General features: G+C 61.6%; 15 protein-coding genes. 4 read left to right on the top strand and 11 right to left on the bottom strand.

Features of this window, described 5'->3' with window-relative positions; translation table 11 throughout:
* Window positions 1-104: 104 nt before the first annotated feature.
* Window positions 105-731 carry a 23S rRNA (uridine(2552)-2'-O)-methyltransferase RlmE gene (gene rlmE / locus QSV36_RS08695; protein WP_025340705.1) on the bottom strand — a complete coding sequence of 209 codons (627 nt, stop codon included), beginning with the start codon at window positions 729-731 and terminating at the stop codon, window positions 105-107.
* A gap of 102 nt (window positions 732-833) precedes the next feature.
* Between rlmE and yhbY the strand changes: the two genes are divergently transcribed.
* On the top strand, window positions 834-1,142 hold the full coding sequence (gene yhbY / locus QSV36_RS08690; RefSeq protein WP_003249945.1) for a ribosome assembly RNA-binding protein YhbY: 309 nt from the start codon (window positions 834-836) through the stop codon (window positions 1,140-1,142).
* Window positions 1,143-1,286: 144 nt separating this feature from the next.
* Here the strand turns inward: yhbY and QSV36_RS08685 are convergent, their stop codons facing one another.
* The 8 genes from QSV36_RS08685 to grpE form a co-directional block, all read right to left on the bottom strand.
* Complete coding sequence (locus tag QSV36_RS08685) at window positions 1,287-1,727, bottom strand: MFS transporter (RefSeq protein ID WP_289131209.1); 441 nt, start codon at window positions 1,725-1,727, stop codon at window positions 1,287-1,289.
* Window positions 1,705-2,187 (bottom strand): transcription elongation factor GreA, encoded by a 483-nt coding sequence (greA, locus tag QSV36_RS08680; protein ID WP_046613135.1) that lies wholly within the window; start codon window positions 2,185-2,187, stop codon window positions 1,705-1,707. Before greA ends, QSV36_RS08685 begins: the two co-directional genes overlap by 23 nt.
* The gene (carB, locus tag QSV36_RS08675; protein ID WP_013974293.1) at window positions 2,184-5,405 is read right to left on the bottom strand and encodes a carbamoyl-phosphate synthase large subunit; all 3,222 of its coding nucleotides are present in this window, start codon (window positions 5,403-5,405) and stop codon (window positions 2,184-2,186) included. The genes greA and carB overlap by 4 nt, the downstream gene beginning before the upstream one ends.
* A gap of 105 nt (window positions 5,406-5,510) precedes the next feature.
* A complete protein-coding gene (gene carA, locus QSV36_RS08670) occupies window positions 5,511-6,647 on the bottom strand; it encodes a glutamine-hydrolyzing carbamoyl-phosphate synthase small subunit (RefSeq protein WP_013974294.1) in 1,137 nt (378 codons plus the stop codon).
* A gap of 325 nt (window positions 6,648-6,972) precedes the next feature.
* On the bottom strand, window positions 6,973-7,776 hold the full coding sequence (dapB, locus tag QSV36_RS08665; protein ID WP_016712092.1) for a 4-hydroxy-tetrahydrodipicolinate reductase: 804 nt from the start codon (window positions 7,774-7,776) through the stop codon (window positions 6,973-6,975).
* Between the two features lie 13 nt (window positions 7,777-7,789).
* Window positions 7,790-8,914 (bottom strand): molecular chaperone DnaJ, encoded by a 1,125-nt coding sequence (gene dnaJ / locus QSV36_RS08660; RefSeq protein ID WP_112250000.1) that lies wholly within the window; start codon window positions 8,912-8,914, stop codon window positions 7,790-7,792.
* Between the two features lie 197 nt (window positions 8,915-9,111).
* Entirely contained in the window at window positions 9,112-11,037 is a 1,926-nt protein-coding gene (gene dnaK / locus QSV36_RS08655) for a molecular chaperone DnaK (RefSeq protein ID WP_170032764.1), read from the bottom strand.
* Between the two features lie 101 nt (window positions 11,038-11,138).
* Window positions 11,139-11,696: a nucleotide exchange factor GrpE gene (grpE, locus tag QSV36_RS08650; RefSeq protein ID WP_170032766.1), complete on the bottom strand. Its 558-nt coding sequence runs from the start codon at window positions 11,694-11,696 to the stop codon at window positions 11,139-11,141.
* Window positions 11,697-11,889: 193 nt separating this feature from the next.
* Here grpE and recN point away from each other — a divergent pair, with 193 nt between their 5' ends.
* On the top strand, window positions 11,890-13,563 hold the full coding sequence (recN, locus tag QSV36_RS08645) for a DNA repair protein RecN (RefSeq protein WP_289131208.1): 1,674 nt from the start codon (window positions 11,890-11,892) through the stop codon (window positions 13,561-13,563).
* A 188-nt stretch (window positions 13,564-13,751) separates the two neighbouring features.
* Here the strand turns inward: recN and fur are convergent, their stop codons facing one another.
* Window positions 13,752-14,156, bottom strand: a complete 405-nt coding sequence (gene fur / locus QSV36_RS08640; protein WP_012274258.1) for a ferric iron uptake transcriptional regulator — start codon at window positions 14,154-14,156, stop codon at window positions 13,752-13,754.
* A gap of 97 nt (window positions 14,157-14,253) precedes the next feature.
* Between fur and QSV36_RS08635 the strand changes: the two genes are divergently transcribed.
* Entirely contained in the window at window positions 14,254-14,787 is a 534-nt protein-coding gene (locus QSV36_RS08635; protein ID WP_289131207.1) for an outer membrane protein assembly factor BamE, read from the top strand.
* 62 nt (window positions 14,788-14,849) lie between these two features.
* Here the strand turns inward: QSV36_RS08635 and QSV36_RS08630 are convergent, their stop codons facing one another.
* Window positions 14,850-15,284 (bottom strand): type II toxin-antitoxin system RatA family toxin, encoded by a 435-nt coding sequence (locus QSV36_RS08630; protein WP_186672852.1) that lies wholly within the window; start codon window positions 15,282-15,284, stop codon window positions 14,850-14,852.
* Between the two features lie 163 nt (window positions 15,285-15,447).
* On the opposite strand from QSV36_RS08630, the gene smpB reads away from it, so the two are divergent.
* Window positions 15,448-15,930: an SsrA-binding protein SmpB gene (gene smpB / locus QSV36_RS08625; protein ID WP_289131206.1), complete on the top strand. Its 483-nt coding sequence runs from the start codon at window positions 15,448-15,450 to the stop codon at window positions 15,928-15,930.
* The last annotated feature ends 23 nt before the right edge of the window (window positions 15,931-15,953 follow it).

Raw genomic sequence — 15,953 nt, 5'->3', positions numbered from 1 at the left:
GCACCGTCTGTAACCCTTTGTGAAAGCTAGACTACACGAAGTTCGGACGATCCTGACGCGGCGGCCGATTGGAAATAACTATCGGCCACCCCGCTTGAAACCTTTCACGCCCCTTTGAAACCCCTGCCCAGCAGGTACTGCTCACGGGAACGGTCCCGCGACGACGATGGCTTGCGCATCTGCACCTTGTCGAATTTGCTGCGCACGTCCTTGAGGTATACGTCAAAGCCCTCGCCCTGGAAAATCTTGATCAGGAAATCGCCGCCGGGCTTTAGCACGCGGGTTGCCAGATCGAGGGCCAGCTCGCAGAGGAACATCGCCCGCGGCATGTCCACTGCGGGCGTACCACTCATATTGGGGGCCATGTCGGAAATCACAAGGTCCACGTGCGAATCGCCGACCGCCTCGAGGATGCGTTGCAGCACCTCGTCGTGGGTGAAATCGCCCTGAATGAAGGTCACGTCGGGGATCGAGTCCATCTCCAGGATGTCGGATGCAATCAGCCGACCCTGGCCACCAATCAGACGACTGGTCACCTGCGACCATCCGCCAGGGGCGGCGCCGAGGTCGATCACGCTCATGCCAGGGCGGATCAGCCGGTCCTTTTCCTGGATCTCCAGCAGTTTGTAGCTCGCACGCGAGCGGTAGCCGTCCTTTTGCGCCTGCTTCACAAAAGGATCGTTGAAGTGTTCTCGCAGCCAGTTGGCGCTGCTTTTGGAACGTTGTACCACGGGGCACCTCGATGATATGCGTCGTGATTGACTGGGCGGAGCCGGTGGCCCTCGGGTAAAATGCCGGTCAATTTTACAGAATCAGACGGAAAGGGTCAGATTATGCCGCTCAATAACGAGCAGAAGAAGCAATACAAGTCCATTGGTCATGACCTGAAGCCGGTCCTGATCGTCGCTGGCAACGGTTTGAATGAAGGCGTCATTGCCGAACTGGAGCGCGCCCTGGTCGACCACGAGCTGATCAAGGTCGAGATTCGTTCGGAAGACCGCGAAGAACGCGCCGAGACCATTGCCGAACTGTGCAAGGCCGGCCGTGCCGAGCTGGTGCAGACCATCGGCAAGAAAGCCCTGATCTACCGCAAGAACCCACAGCCGAACAAGCAGCTGTCCAACATCCACCGTTACAAATAACGGCAAAGGGGCTGCTGCGCGGCCCATCGCGACACAAGGCCGCTCCCACAGGGGTTGCACCGACCTGCGGCACAACGCAATCCCTGTAGTAGCGGCCTTGTGTCGCGAAAGGGCCGCGAAGCGGCCCCGGCGATCTCGAACCGTTTAGCGGCGCACCTTGACCGGCACCGGCTGGGCCACCAGCACGATGCCGGAAAAACCCAGCACCAGGAAGCAGAACATCTGCCAGCGCTCGCCAACAGATATGCCGTAGCGCAAGGTGTAATACCCCACGCAGGCGCCAAGGCCGAGCAACAGCATCTGGCCCCGGAACTGCCGCCACCAGGCCGCCAGGCCGTCCACTCTGGCCAGCACGGCCAACTGGATCAGCAGGCCAAGCATCGCCACACCGATCAACCAGCGGTCGATCTGCCCGGCGATGTCCTGCACCAGCAGCGGTGCCAGGCCACTGACCTTGAGCGCAGGTACCAAACCCACATGGAATACCCACAGGCCACCGACCCAGAAAACCTGGGCCAGTTGCCAGAGGATCCCCTCGAGGGATGGCGCCCGCAGGCGCCGGTCAGATGTGTTTGACTTCGACAATCTCGTACTCGACCGTACCGTTTGGCGTCTTCACGACAACGGTATCCCCTTCTTCCTTGCCAATGATGGCACGGGCGATCGGGGCACTGTTCGACAGCTTGCCCTTCTTCACGTCAGCTTCATCTTCGCCAACGATCTGGTAGGTCACTTCATCATCGGTCTCGGTGTTGGCCAGCACCACGGTAGTGCCGAAAATCACCTTGCCGGTGTGAGCAATGGTGGTCACGTCGATCACCACCGAGTTCTGCAAGCGGCCTTCGATATCGCGGATACGCGCCTCGACCATGCCCTGCTCTTCACGAGCGGCGTGGTATTCGGCGTTTTCCTTCAGGTCACCCAGCTCGCGCGCTTCGCCAATGGCCTGGCTCAGGCGCGGGCGCTCGGTCTTGCTCAGGAACAGCAGTTCCTCTTCCAGGGCGCGAGCGCCCTGGACGGTCATCGGGTACTTGGTAATGCTCATGCTTTCAATCCTGCGTGCAGATCCTGCAGGCGACGAACGGTCTTTTCCGGACCAAATTTCAGCGCCTCGCAGATGGCTTCACCGGCCGCAATGGTGGTGGTGCAGTAAATCTTGTGCTGCAGCGCATTGCGACGAATCGAGTAGGAATCGGCGATCGACTGGCGGCCTTCGGTGGTGTTGATGATCAGCGACACCTCGTCGTTCTTGATCATGTCGACCACGTGCGGACGACCTTCGGTCACCTTGTTCACACGGCGCACTTTCAGGCCAGCCGCCTCGATAACCTTGGCGGTGCCGGCAGTAGCGACCACTTCGAAGCCAAGGGCGATCAGGTCGCGGGCAACGCCAGCCACTTGCGGCTTGTCGTCGTCGCGCACGCTGATGAATGCGGTACCGCCGGTCGGCAGCACTTCGCTGGCACCCATCTGGGCCTTGGCGAAGGCTTCACCGAAGCTGTCACCGACACCCATGACTTCACCGGTCGATTTCATCTCAGGGCCGAGGATCGGGTCAACCCCCGGGAACTTGGCGAACGGGAAGACGGCTTCCTTGACGCTGTAGAAGTTGGGGATGATTTCCTGAGTGAAGCCCAGTTCTTTCAGGGTTTTGCCGGCCATGACGCGGGCTGCGATCATCGCCAGGGAGGTGCCGATGCACTTGGACACGAACGGCACGGTACGCGAGGCACGCGGGTTGACTTCGATCACGTAGATCTTGTCGCCCTGCAGGGCCAGCTGCACGTTCATCAGGCCGACCACGCCCAGCTCCAGGGCCATTTTCTTGACCTGTACGCGGACTTCGTCCTGCACTTCCTTGCTCAGCGAGTAAGGTGGCAGCGAGCATGCCGAGTCACCGGAGTGAACGCCGGCCTGCTCGATGTGCTGCATGATCGCGCCGATCACCACGTCGGTGCCGTCGCAGACCGCATCCACGTCCATCTCGATGGCGCAGTTGAGGAAGTGGTCGAGCAGTACCGGGCTGTCGTTCGACACCTGTACGGCTTCACGCAGGTAGCGCTTGAGCTCGTCCAGTTCGTAGACGATTTCCATGGCGCGGCCACCCAGCACGTAGGACGGGCGCACCACCAGCGGGTAGCCGATGCCGCCAGCAGCGCTGATGGCTTCTTCTTCGCTGCGCACGGTAGCGTTTGGCGGCTGCAGCAGGCTCAGGCGCTGCACCATCTGCTGGAAGCGCTCACGGTCTTCGGCGCGGTCGATGGCGTCCGGGCTGGTGCCGATGATCGGTACGCCGGCTTCTTCCAGCGCGCGGGCCAGTTTCAGCGGGGTCTGGCCGCCGTAGTGGACGATCACACCTTTCGGCTTCTCGACGCGGCACACTTCCAGCACGTCTTCCAGGGTCAGCGGCTCGAAGTACAGGCGGTCGGAGGTGTCGTAGTCGGTGGAGACGGTTTCCGGGTTGCAGTTGACCATGATGGTCTCGTAACCATCCTCACGCAGCGCCAGCGCGGCGTGTACGCAGCAGTAGTCGAACTCGATACCCTGGCCGATACGGTTGGGGCCGCCACCCAGGATCATGATCTTGTCGCGGGTCGACGGGTTGGCCTCGCACTCTTCCTCGTAGGTGGAGTACAGGTACGCGGTGTCGGTGGCGAACTCGGCAGCGCAGGTATCGACGCGCTTGTACACCGGGAACACTTCCAGCTTGTGGCGGTGACGGCGCAGGTTCTTGTCAGTGATACCCAGCAGCTTGGCCAGGCGCTGGTCGGAGAAGCCCTTGCGCTTGAGGCGCAGCATGTAGTCCTTGTCGATCGACGACAGGGCCAGGGTCTTGACCTTCTCTTCTTCCTTGATCAGGTCTTCCATCTGCACCAGGAACCACATGTCGATGCCGGTCAGGTCGAAGATCTGCTCGCAGGTCATGCCGGCGCGCATGGCATCGGCCACGTACCAGATACGCTCGGCACCTGGCACGGTCAGCTCGCGCTTGAGGATGCTGCTGGCTTCAGGGTTGGCCAGGTCGACTTTCGGGTCGAGGCCGCAGGCACCGACTTCCAGGCCGCGCAGGGCTTTCTGCAGGGACTCCTGGAAGGTACGGCCGATGGCCATGACTTCACCCACGGATTTCATCTGGGTGGTCAGGCGGGCGTCGGCTTTCGGGAATTTCTCGAAGGCGAAGCGCGGCAGCTTGGTGACGACGTAGTCGATCGACGGCTCGAAGGACGCCGGGGTGCGGCCGCCGGTGATGTCGTTCTGCAGCTCGTCGAGGGTGTAGCCGACTGCCAGCTTGGCGGCGATCTTGGCGATCGGGAAGCCGGTGGCCTTGGACGCCAGTGCCGAGGAACGCGATACACGCGGGTTCATCTCGATCACGACCATGCGGCCGGTGTTCGGGCAGATACCGAACTGCACGTTGGAGCCGCCGGTTTCCACACCGATCTCACGCAGCACCGCCAGCGAGGCGTTGCGCATGATCTGGTATTCCTTGTCGGTCAGGGTCTGCGCCGGGGCAACGGTGATCGAGTCGCCGGTGTGCACGCCCATCGGGTCGAAGTTTTCGATCGAGCAGACGATGATGCAGTTGTCCTTCTTGTCGCGGACCACCTCCATCTCGTATTCCTTCCAGCCGATCAGCGATTCGTCGATCAGCAGTTCCTTGGTCGGCGACAGGTCCAGACCGCGGGCGCAGATTTCTTCGAACTCTTCACGGTTGTAGGCGATGCCGCCACCAGTGCCGCCCATGGTGAACGACGGACGGATGATGCACGGGAAGCCCAGGCGCTCGAGCACCGCGTTGGCTTCTTCCATGCTGTGGGCAATACCGGAGCGCGGGCACTCGAGGCCGATGTCCTTCATCGCCTTGTCGAAACGCGAGCGGTCTTCGGCCTTGTCGATGGTGTCGGCGTTGGCACCGATCATTTCCACGCCGAACTTTTCCAGAACGCCGTGGCGCTCAAGGTCCAGGGCGCAGTTCAGTGCGGTCTGGCCACCCATGGTCGGCAGCAGCGCGTCAGGGCGCTCTTTCTCGATGATCTTGGCCACCGACTGCCACTTGATCGGCTCGATGTAGGTGGCGTCGGCCATGGCCGGGTCGGTCATGATGGTGGCCGGGTTGGAGTTCACCAGGATGACGCGGAAACCTTCCTCGCGCAGGGCTTTACAGGCCTGGGCGCCGGAGTAGTCGAACTCGCAGGCCTGGCCGATCACGATCGGGCCGGCGCCGAGAATCAGGATGCTTTTGATGTCTGTACGTTTTGGCATGGTTGTCACTCAAATCCGGGGTCAGTCGGCAAGCCGCCTTGAACAATCTGGGTCAGGCGCTTCCGGGCGCGGCGTGAGCCGGCCCGGGGCCTTGAAGCAGGATGCTCAGCGGCGCTTGGCCATGGCATCGATGAAACGATCGAACAGCGGCGCGACATCGGTCGGGCCAGGGCTCGCTTCAGGGTGACCCTGGAAGCTGAACGCGCTCTTGTCGGTGCGCTCGATACCCTGCAGGGTGCCGTCGAACAGCGACTTGTGGATGGCGCGGACGTTGCCCGGCAGGGTGGCCTCGTCGACGGCAAAGCCGTGGTTCTGGCTGGTGATCATGACCACGCCGGTATCCAGGTCCTGGACCGGGTGGTTGGCACCGTGGTGGCCATGGCCCATTTTCACGGTCTTGGCGCCGGAGGCCAGTGCCAGCAGCTGGTGGCCGAGGCAGATGCCGAACACCGGGATCTCGGTCTCGAGGATTTCCTTGATCGCCTGGATGGCGTAGTCGCACGGCTCGGGGTCGCCAGGGCCGTTGGACAGGAACACGCCGTCCGGGTTGAGTGCCAGCACTTCGCTGGCCGGGGTCTGGGCCGGCACCACGGTCACGCGGCAGCCACGAGCGACCAGCATGCGCAGGATGTTCAGCTTGACGCCGTAGTCGAAGGCGACCACGTGGTATGGCAGGTCGGCAGCTTCGATGGTCGGGTGGCTGTCGGTCTTCAGCTCCCACACGCTGGAGCGCCACTCGTAGCGTTCCTTGGTGGAAACGACCTTGGCCAGGTCCATGCCCTTCAGGCCAGGGAAGGCACGGGCAGCGGCGATGGCGGCTTCTTCGCTGATATTGTCACCGGCGAGGATGCAACCGTTCTGGGCGCCCTTTTCACGCAGGATTCGGGTCAGGCGACGGGTGTCGATGCCGGCGATGGCGACAACGTTGTTGGCCTTGAGGTACTCCGGCAGCGACTGGGTGTTGCGCCAGTTGCTGGCCAGCAGCGGCAGGTCGCGGATGACCAGGCCAGCGGACCAGACGCGGTTCGACTCGGCGTCTTCCGGGGTAGTACCGGTGTTGCCGATGTGCGGGTAGGTCAGGGTAACGATTTGCTGCGCGTAGGAAGGGTCTGTAAGGATTTCCTGGTAGCCGGTCATAGCGGTGTTGAAGACCACCTCACCAACGGTCTGACCGTCGGCACCGATGGCTTCACCGCGGAAAATACTGCCGTCGGCAAGGGCGAGTATGGCTGGCTTTGTCAAGAAGACCTCCCGTTAATCAAGCATGAAAGGGCGATCGCAGGTTGCAAAAAAGCGGAGTGACGTATGGACACGTCACCCCGCTTTCATGTGCTGAATTCAATTCGCTGCGCGCTTTTAGTGGACACACTAAAGCTGTAGCTTACAGAAAAGTGCGTTTTCGGTCTACCGCAGATGTGCCTCTAAAACATATCAATGCGACAGGCTGGCATTTGTGCCGGCTTCTACGCGGGTAAAGCCGCCCCCCACAGGACTGCGCAAAGCCTGAACCTGCGTCAATCCTGTGGGAGCGGCTTTACCCGCGCAGAAGCAAACACCAACCTGCAGGTCAGTGCAGCTCCAGCACGTCCTGCATGTCATACAGCCCAGGCTCACGCCCATCCAGCCACAGCGCCGCACGCACGGCGCCCTTGGCGAAGGTCATGCGGCTGGAAGCCTTGTGGGTGATTTCCAGGCGCTCGCCTTCTGCTGCGAACAGAACGGTGTGATCACCTACCACATCGCCGGCGCGTACGGTGGCGAAGCCGATCGTCTTGCGGTCACGCGCGCCGGTCTGCCCTTCGCGGCCATACACGGCCACTTCCTGCAGATCCCGGCCCAGCGCGTTGGCAACCACTTCACCCATGCGCAACGCAGTACCCGATGGGGCATCGACCTTGTGCCGGTGATGCGCCTCGATGATCTCGATATCGACATCATCGCCCAACACCCGGGCAGCCAAGTCAAGCAGCTTGAGGCTAAGGTTCACACCCACGCTGAAGTTGGCAGCGAACACGATGGGGATGTCCTTGCCAGCCTCGGCCAGCAGCTGCTTCTCTTCAACCGTAAAACCAGTGGTGCCGATGATCATCGCCTTACCGTGCTTGCGGCAGAATGCGAGGTTTTTCAGGGTTACCGAAGGGTGAGTGAAGTCGATCAGCACGTCGAATTCGTCGGCGACCTTGGCCAGATCATCGGACAACAACACGCCAATCCGACCAAGAGCCGCCAGCTCACCGGCATCGGCCCCAACCAGCGAGCTGTCAGGGCGATCGATCGCCGCCGTCAATCCCGCACCCGGCGTTTGTTGCACGGCTTCGATAAGGGTCTTGCCCATTCGCCCTGCCGCACCCATCACTGCAATACGTCGCATAGCCTTTTCCTTGTCAGAGGTCGCCGAAGAAGCGCTTCACGCCGTCGAACCAGCCACTGGCCTTGGGCGAGTGGGAGCTGTCGCCTTCCAGCGAATCACGCAGCTCTTCGAGCAGCTCGCGCTGGCGGCGGCTGAGGTTGACCGGGGTCTCCACCGCCACACGGCACAACAGGTCACCGGCGCCACCACCACGCACCGGAGCAACACCCTTGCCGCGCAGGCGGAACTGCTTGCCGGTCTGGGTGCCTTCGGGGATTTTCAGCTTGACGCGACCATCGAGGGTAGGCACTTCCAGCTCGCCACCCAAGGCGGCATCGGTGTAGCTGATCGGCACCTCGCAGTACAAGTGCTTGCCATCACGCTGGAAGATCTCGTGCTCACGCACATTGATCACCACGTACAAGTCGCCGGTCGGACCACCATGGGTACCGGCCTCGCCCTCGCCCGACAGGCGGATACGGTCGCCGGTATCGACACCCGCCGGCACCTTGACCGACAGCGTCTTGTATTCCTCGACACGGCCTTCGCCGTGGCACGAGGTGCACGGGTCGGTAATGATCTTGCCCTGGCCATGGCAACGCGGGCAGGTCTGCTGTACCGAGAAGAAGCCCTGCTGCATGCGCACCTGGCCGATACCGCCACAGGTCGGGCAGGTCGACGGCGTGGAGCCCTTCTTGGCACCGGAGCCGTCGCATGGCTGGCAGTTGACCAAGGTAGGCACGCGAATGCTGACCGTGGTGCCACGCACCGCTTCTTCCAGGTTCAGCTCCAGGGTGTAGCGCAGGTCGCTGCCACGCTGGGCGCCGCCACGTCCACCGCCGCGGCCACCACCGAAGAAGTCGCTGAACACATCGCCAAAGATGTCGGAGAAGTTGGCGCCGCCGAAACCGGCACCACCGCCACCCATGCTCGGGTCCACGCCAGCGTGACCATACTGGTCGAACGCCGCGCGCTTGCTCGCGTCAGACAGCACTTCGTAGGCCTCGTTGGCCTCCTTGAACTTGTCTTCCGACTCTTTATCGCCGGGATTGCGGTCAGGGTGGTACTTCATCGCCAGGCGGCGATAGGCCTTCTTGAGGTCAGCTTCGCTGGCGCCGCGCTCGACACCCAGGACCTCATAATAATCACGCTTGGACATAGGTCATTTGCACCTTGTTGGGCGTCTGGCATCTGCGCCACGCCATCAGCACCTGCCGTTTGCCCACCAGGGCCGCTGACAGATGCTGTAAAGATTCTCGAATTCCAGATACGCCAACGCGGGAGCAAGCCCCCGCGCGGCGACATCCTACCAGCTCACCGGCAAACGACGGTGAACTGGCCGACAACATGCAGGGATTACTGCTTGTTGTTGTCTTTCACTTCTTCGAACTCGGCGTCAACCACGTCATCGTGCTTGGCTTCCGGCTCGGCGTGCTGCGCGCCACCCTGAGGCTGTTCGGCCGACTGCTCGGCGTACATCTTCTGGGCAACCGGTGCCGAAACCTTGGACAGCTCTTCGACCTTGGCGTCGATGGCAGCCTTGTCGTCGCCTTTGACAGCGGCTTCCAGGGCAACCACGGCAGCCTCGATGGCAGTTTTCTCTTCGGCGGTAACCTTGTCACCGGCGTCAGCGACCATCTTGCGGGTCGAGTGAACCAGCGCGTCACCCTGGTTACGGGCAGCGGCCAGCTCTTCGAACTTGCGGTCTTCCTCGGCGTTGGCCTCGGCGTCACGCACCATGCGCTCGATTTCTTCGTCCGACAGGCCGGAGTTGGCCTTGATCACGATCGACTGCGACTTGCCGGTGGCCTTGTCTTTCGCGCTGACGTGCAGGATGCCGTTGGCGTCGATGTCGAAGGTCACTTCGATCTGCGGCACGCCACGCGGAGCTGGCGGGATGTCAGCCAGGTCGAACTTGCCCAGCGACTTGTTCTGCGCAGCCTGCTTGCGCTCACCCTGCAGCACGTGAATGGTCACGGCAGCCTGGTTGTCGTCGGCAGTCGAGAACACCTGCGACTTCTTGGTCGGAATGGTGGTGTTCTTTTCGATCAGCGAAGTCATCACGCCACCCATGGTTTCGATACCCAGGGTCAGCGGGCTGACGTCCAGCAGCAGTACGTCCTTCACGTCACCAGCCAGCACGGCGCCCTGGATGGCAGCACCCATGGCCACGGCTTCGTCCGGGTTGACGTCCTTGCGGGCTTCCTTGCCGAAGAAGTCGGCAACGGCTTTCTGTACCATCGGCATGCGGGTCTGGCCGCCGACCAGGATCACGTCGTCGATCTTGGCGACGTCGATGCCAGCGTCCTTCAGGGCGATGCGGCACGGCTCGATGGTGCGCTGAACCAGGTCTTCGACCAGCGACTCCAGCTTGGCGCGGGAGATCTTCACGTTCAGGTGCTTCGGACCGGTCGCGTCTGCAGTGATGTACGGCAGGTTGACGTCGGTCGACTGCGAGGACGACAGCTCGATCTTGGCCTTCTCGGCAGCTTCCTTCAGGCGCTGCAGAGCCAGCGGATCGTTCTTCAGGTCCATGCCGGACTCTTTCTTGAACTCGTCGACGAGGTAGTCGATCAGGCGCATGTCGAAGTCTTCGCCACCGAGGAAGGTGTCACCATTGGTGGCCAGCACTTCGAACTGATGCTCACCGTCGACTTCGGCGATTTCGATGACCGACACGTCGAAGGTACCACCACCCAGGTCATAGACGATGACGGTGTGGTCGCCCTTGGCCTTGTCCATGCCGTAGGCCAGTGCAGCGGCGGTCGGTTCGTTGATGATGCGCTTCACGTCGAGGCCGGCGATGCGACCGGCGTCCTTGGTGGCCTGGCGCTGGCTGTCGTTGAAGTAGGCCGGAACGGTGATGACCGCTTCGGTAACCGGCTCGCCGAGGTAGTCTTCGGCGGTCTTCTTCATCTTCTTCAGGACTTCGGCGCTGATCTGCGGCGGCGCCATGTCCTTGCCGCTGGCCTGTACCCAGGCGTCACCATTGCTGGCCTTGACGATCTTGTATGGCACCAGCTTGATGTCTTTCTGCACGACGTCTTCTTCGAAGCGGCGGCCGATCAGGCGCTTCACTGCGAACAGGGTGTTGTGCGGGTTGGTCACGGCCTGGCGCTTGGCCGACTGACCAACCAGGATTTCGCCGTCGTTGGCGTAGGCCACGATCGAAGGGGTGGTACGCGCGCCTTCGGCGTTTTCGATGACCTTGACGTTACCGTTTTCCAGAACGGAGACGCACGAGTTGGTGGTCCCCAGGTCGATACCGATGATTTTGCCCATGTTAACTCTCCCGAAACTTGAATTTGGTAGCAGCGACTACTTTGGCCAACTGCGGTAATACTTGAAGGCTTGACACCTAGATGGGGATGCCCGGAAGGATTTCAAGCCTTTTCATCGATAGAGGGTTGTGGCGCGCTCGGCGCCTTGCTGACCACCACCATGGCGGGGCGCAGCAGACGGCCATTGAGCAGGTAGCCCTTCTGGAATACGTTGAGCACGCTGTTCGGCTCGACTTCGGCGTTTTCCTGCATGGCCATGGCCTGATGATGCTCAGGGTTGAACGGCTGGCCGTGCGGGTCGATGGCTTCGAGGTTGTAGCGCTTGAGGGTGTCCTGGAACATCTTCAGGGTCAGCTCCACACCTTCGCGGATCTGCTTGACGTTTTCGTCATCGGCACTGGAGTGGGCCAGGGCCAGTTCCAGGCTGTCGATCACCGGCAGCAGGTCGCCGGAGAACTTCTCCAGGGCGAACTTGTGGGCCTTCTCGACATCCTGCTCGGCACGGCGACGCGCATTCTGTACATCGGCAACGGCGCGCAGCGCCTGGTCCTTGGCTGCGGCCAGCTGTTCCTCGAGCTCCAGAACACGGGCGTCAGCAGCATTGCCTGCACCGGCTTCTTCCACGTTAAGGTCTTTCTCGTTCAGCTGTTCATCAGCCATGGGGTCTCTCCTGCGCAAATTTGTGGACTGCGAGCCACGCTCGCCTTGGATGTCGGCTATATGGGGCCGGAAAAACCAGCTTCAAGGGGGCAAGGTGGTTTTCCGCCCGGCAACACAATCCGCCAAAGGGCATTGGCAGGCCTGAAAAAAGTACTGTATAAATAACCAGACCTGACTTTCGGGAGCTGCCCTCATGCTGGTGCACCTGTCCATTCACAACTACGCCATCGTCGAACACCTCGACCTCGAGATCGCCCGCGGCATGTCCGTCATCACCGGCGAAACCGGCGCCGGCAAATCGATCATGCTCGATGCCCTCGGCCTGGCCCTGGGCGACCGGGCCGACAGCGGCGTGGTACGCCCCGGCACGGACAAGGCAGACATCCTCGCCACCTTCGACCTGGTGGACATTCCCGAGGCCCATGCCTGGCTGGCCGAGCGCGACCTGGGCAACGACGGCCTGTGCATCCTGCGCCGAGTAATCACCGCCGAAGGCCGCAGCCGCGGCTACATCAACGGCACGCCCTGCCCGCTCGGCGACCTCAAGGCGCTGGGCGAGCTGCTGATCGACATTCACAGCCAGCACGAGCACCAGTCGTTGTTGAAGACCGACACCCATCGCCGCCTGCTCGACGAGTACGCCGGCGCTGTCGACCTGGCCCGCCAGGTACAGCTGGCCGCCAAACGCTGGAACCAGACCCGCCTGGAGCTCGAGCGCCTGTCCAATTCCGGCGACGAGCAACGCGCCCGCCACCAGCTGCTCAGCTACCAGCTGGAAGAGCTGGACAACCTCGGCCTGGGTGAGCACGAACTGGAACAACTGGAGCAGGAACACAAGCAACTGACCAGCGCCGAAGCCCTGTTCGGCATCTGCCGCCAGGTCATCGACCAATGCAGCGAAAGCGACTCGGGCAACGTGCTCAGCGCCCTCACCGCCAGCCTGAATCGCCTGGGTGCCGCCACTAATTCGCCCAAAGCGCTGAACGAGGCGGCCAACCTGATCGCCAGCGCACAGATCCAGGTCGAGGAAGCCGTCGGCGAGCTCAACCGCTTCCTCGACAACTTCGACGCCGACCCCATGCGCCTGCAGGCTCTGGAAGAACGCCTCGACACCATCTATACGCTGGCACGCAAACACCGCGTGCACCCCACCGAACTGCCCCACCTGCAGCAGCAGCTGATGGAAGAGCTGGAGGGCCTGAACGCCAGTGACGAATCGATCGAGCGGCTGGGTGAGGAACTGGCTGCCTTCGCCCAGCACTATAAAGAGAAGGCCCGCGAGCTCAGCGCCCTGCGCCAGCAGGCCGCGCAACAGCTGGCAGTGGCCGTAGAGCAGGAGATCCAGCGCCTGGGCATGCCCGGTGGGCGCTTCTGCATCGCCCTGACAGCAAACGAGGGCACCGACCTGTCACCGCATGGCCTGGAGCAGATCGAGCTGCTGGTCAGCGCCAACCCCGGCCAGCCGCTCAAGGGCCTGGCCAAGGTCGCTTCGGGTGGCGAGCTGTCGCGTATCAGCCTGGCGATCCAGGTCATTACCGCACAGACGTCGCGCATCCCCACGCTGGTGTTCGACGAAGTCGACGTCGGGATCGGTGGGCCGACTGCGGAAATCGTCGGCCAGCTGCTGCGCCGCCTGGGCGAACGCGGCCAGGTGCTGACCGTGACTCACCTGCCGCAGGTGGCTGCACAAGGGCACCATCACCTGTTCGTGCACAAGGTGCGTAACAGCGATACGACCCACACTGCCGTGACCAGCCTGGGCAAGCGCGAGCGGGTCGAGGAAGTGGCACGGATGCTCGGCGGCATCGACCTGACCAAGGAATCCCTGGCGCATGCGCGCAAGATGGTTGTGAGCGGCAAAGCCTGAGCCTGATTTTCAGGCCTGTTCCGGTAAACCCGCTCCCACAGGATATTCACCGAGCCTGAGGCCTGTGCAATACCTGTGGGAGCGGGTTTACCCGCGAAGAGGCCGGAACAAACGACATACCTCTCAGCCCCAAAAAGCACAAAGGCGGCCCGAAGGTCGCCTTTGCCATTCATAACGATAGAAAATCGTTACTTCTTCTTACGCACGTACAGAACCAGATTGTGGTCCACCAGCTCATAGCCATGCTCGGCCACGATTTCGCGCTGACGCTTCTCGATTTCGGCATCCATGAACTCGATGACTTCGCTGGTATCCACGTTGACCATATGGTCGTGGTGGCCACCGTCAGCCAGTTCAAATACTGCGTGACCGCCGTCGAAGTTGTGGCGAACCACCAGACCCGCCGCTTCGAACTGGGTCAGTACGCGATAGACGGTGGCCAGGCCCACGTCTTCGCCAGCCTCCATCAGCGCCTTGTAGACATCCTCGGCGCTCATGTGACGCTGCTCGGTCGAGTCGAGCATCTGAAGGATCTTGACTCGAGGCAGGGTCACCTTGAGACCGGCTTTGCGCAATTCGCTATTTTCAACCATGGTCAGCTTTCTCGCCGATGCTGCTTCGCAGCTTCTCTTAATACGGGTATGATCGGGGTTTACGTTGTCCAGCCAAGATAGTGGAAGTCGCCCACCGATGCAAAACACCAAGCTCTTGCTAAACAGCCTCGCCTTCGCGGGACTGCTCGCACTCGCCGGTTGCTCGTTTCCCGGGGTTTACAAAATCGACATCCAGCAGGGCAATGTCGTTACGCAAGACATGATAGACCAATTGCGCCCCGGAATGACCCGTCGGCAAGTAAGGTTTATCATGGGTAACCCGCTGATCCAGGACACCTTCAACACCAATCGCTGGGATTACCTGTACAGCATTCAGCCAGGCGGCGGCAAACGTCAGCAGGAACGCATGAGTGTGTTCTTCAATGACAGCGACCAGCTGGTCAGCCTGTCCGGTGACTTCATGCCAGGCGTCAGCCGCGACCAGGAAATCCTCGGCGGCAGCGGCGATACCACGGTCAGCCCGGCCAACCAGCCAACGCAGCCAACCGTGCAGCCAGAAGAAAAACCGGCCAAGCCAGGTTCGGTGGAAGAGTCCATCCAGCGCGAGATCGACACCATCGAGACTACCCCGGTGCCAACCCCCGCACCGCTGGAAACCTCGCCCCAGTAAGCGGCGAGCAGGTACAAAAAAGCCCGGACCAGGTCCGGGCTTTTTTATTGCCGCTTTTTCAATCAGCTATTCAGCTGCTTGGCACGCTGGCAGAACGCATCAACCAGGGTGTTGGCCGCCTGGTTGAACAACGGGCCCAGCGTGGCGCGCACGATCGGCCCGGCGTAATCAAAGGACAGGTCGAGGCTGATCTTGCAGGCTTTTTCGCCCAGCGGCTTGAATACCCACAAGCCATGCAACTGGGTGAATGGCCCTTCCTCGAGGTTCATCTCGATGGACTGCCCCGGCACCAGTACATTACGCGTGACGAACTGCTGGCTCATGCCGCCCTTGGCCACTTCCAGCTTGGCGCGCATTTGCGTGTCGCTGGCTTCAAGTACCGTGGAGTCAGAGCACCAGGGCAGGAAATCCGGGTAACTGGCGACATCATTGACCAGGTCATACAGCGCCTTGGCGGGGTATGGCAGCAGGGCGGAGCGTTGAATATGGGTAGTCATCCAGGCGTCACTTCCAGGGCTGGGTGGCGGTGCTTCGCAGCGTGCCGAAAACAGTTTGTGTAGCTATGACAGCGTTCGTATTGTCCGGTATTCATTCCGGTGGCTCAAGCACACCGAAATCCCATAGCGGACGACGCGCCGACTTGCCTATAATGCCGCCCCTATGGCTAAGCAAAAAAAACATCCGACCGGGACCATCGCGCAAAACAAGAAGGCGCGACACGATTACTTCATCGAACACAAGTTCGAGGCCGGGCTGGTCCTGTCCGGCTGGGAAGTAAAAAGCCTGCGAGCCGGCAAGGCGCACCTGACTGACAGCTACGTGCTGCTGAAGGACGGTGAAGCCTGGCTGTTCGGCAGCCACATCACCCCGCTGACCACGGCCAGCACCCACGTCATCGCCGACCCTATCCGCACGCGCAAGCTGCTGCTGAACAAGCGCGAGCTGGAGCGGCTGGAAGCGGCCGTGGCGCAAAAAGGCTACACCTGCGTGGCCTTGGCGCTGTACTGGAGCAAGCACCTGATCAAGTGCGAAATTGCACTGGGCAAGGGCAAGAAGGAATTCGACAAGCGCGACACCATGCGCGAGCGCGATTCCAACCGCGAGCTGCAGCGGGCCGTGCGCAACAAGGGCAAGGTAGACTAAGTCTTCTGTTGCTCATGCGGGCC

It is taken from the genome of Pseudomonas sp. BCRC 81390, from assembly GCF_030341915.1.
Taxonomy (GTDB): Bacteria; Pseudomonadota; Gammaproteobacteria; order Pseudomonadales; family Pseudomonadaceae; genus Aquipseudomonas.
This window is presented reverse-complemented; position numbering and strand designations above follow the sequence as displayed.

What these genes read in the sequence shown, in the direction of transcription:
- grpE (WP_170032766.1), bottom strand. Translation starts at nt 11,696, where the DNA reads ATGGCTGATGAACAGCTGAACGAGAAAGACCTTAACGTGGAAGAAGCC.
- QSV36_RS08630 (WP_186672852.1), bottom strand. Translation starts at nt 15,284, where the DNA reads ATGACTACCCATATTCAACGCTCCGCCCTGCTGCCATACCCCGCCAAG.
- yhbY (WP_003249945.1), top strand. Translation starts at nt 834, where the DNA reads ATGCCGCTCAATAACGAGCAGAAGAAGCAATACAAGTCCATTGGTCAT.
- dnaK (WP_170032764.1), bottom strand. Translation starts at nt 11,037, where the DNA reads ATGGGCAAAATCATCGGTATCGACCTGGGGACCACCAACTCGTGCGTC.
- fur (WP_012274258.1), bottom strand. Translation starts at nt 14,156, where the DNA reads ATGGTTGAAAATAGCGAATTGCGCAAAGCCGGTCTCAAGGTGACCCTG.
- greA (WP_046613135.1), bottom strand. Translation starts at nt 2,187, where the DNA reads ATGAGCATTACCAAGTACCCGATGACCGTCCAGGGCGCTCGCGCCCTG.
- QSV36_RS08635 (WP_289131207.1), top strand. Translation starts at nt 14,254, where the DNA reads ATGCAAAACACCAAGCTCTTGCTAAACAGCCTCGCCTTCGCGGGACTG.
- dapB (WP_016712092.1), bottom strand. Translation starts at nt 7,776, where the DNA reads ATGCGACGTATTGCAGTGATGGGTGCGGCAGGGCGAATGGGCAAGACC.
- recN (WP_289131208.1), top strand. Translation starts at nt 11,890, where the DNA reads ATGCTGGTGCACCTGTCCATTCACAACTACGCCATCGTCGAACACCTC.
- smpB (WP_289131206.1), top strand. Translation starts at nt 15,448, where the DNA reads ATGGCTAAGCAAAAAAAACATCCGACCGGGACCATCGCGCAAAACAAG.
- carB (WP_013974293.1), bottom strand. Translation starts at nt 5,405, where the DNA reads ATGCCAAAACGTACAGACATCAAAAGCATCCTGATTCTCGGCGCCGGC.
- dnaJ (WP_112250000.1), bottom strand. Translation starts at nt 8,914, where the DNA reads ATGTCCAAGCGTGATTATTATGAGGTCCTGGGTGTCGAGCGCGGCGCC.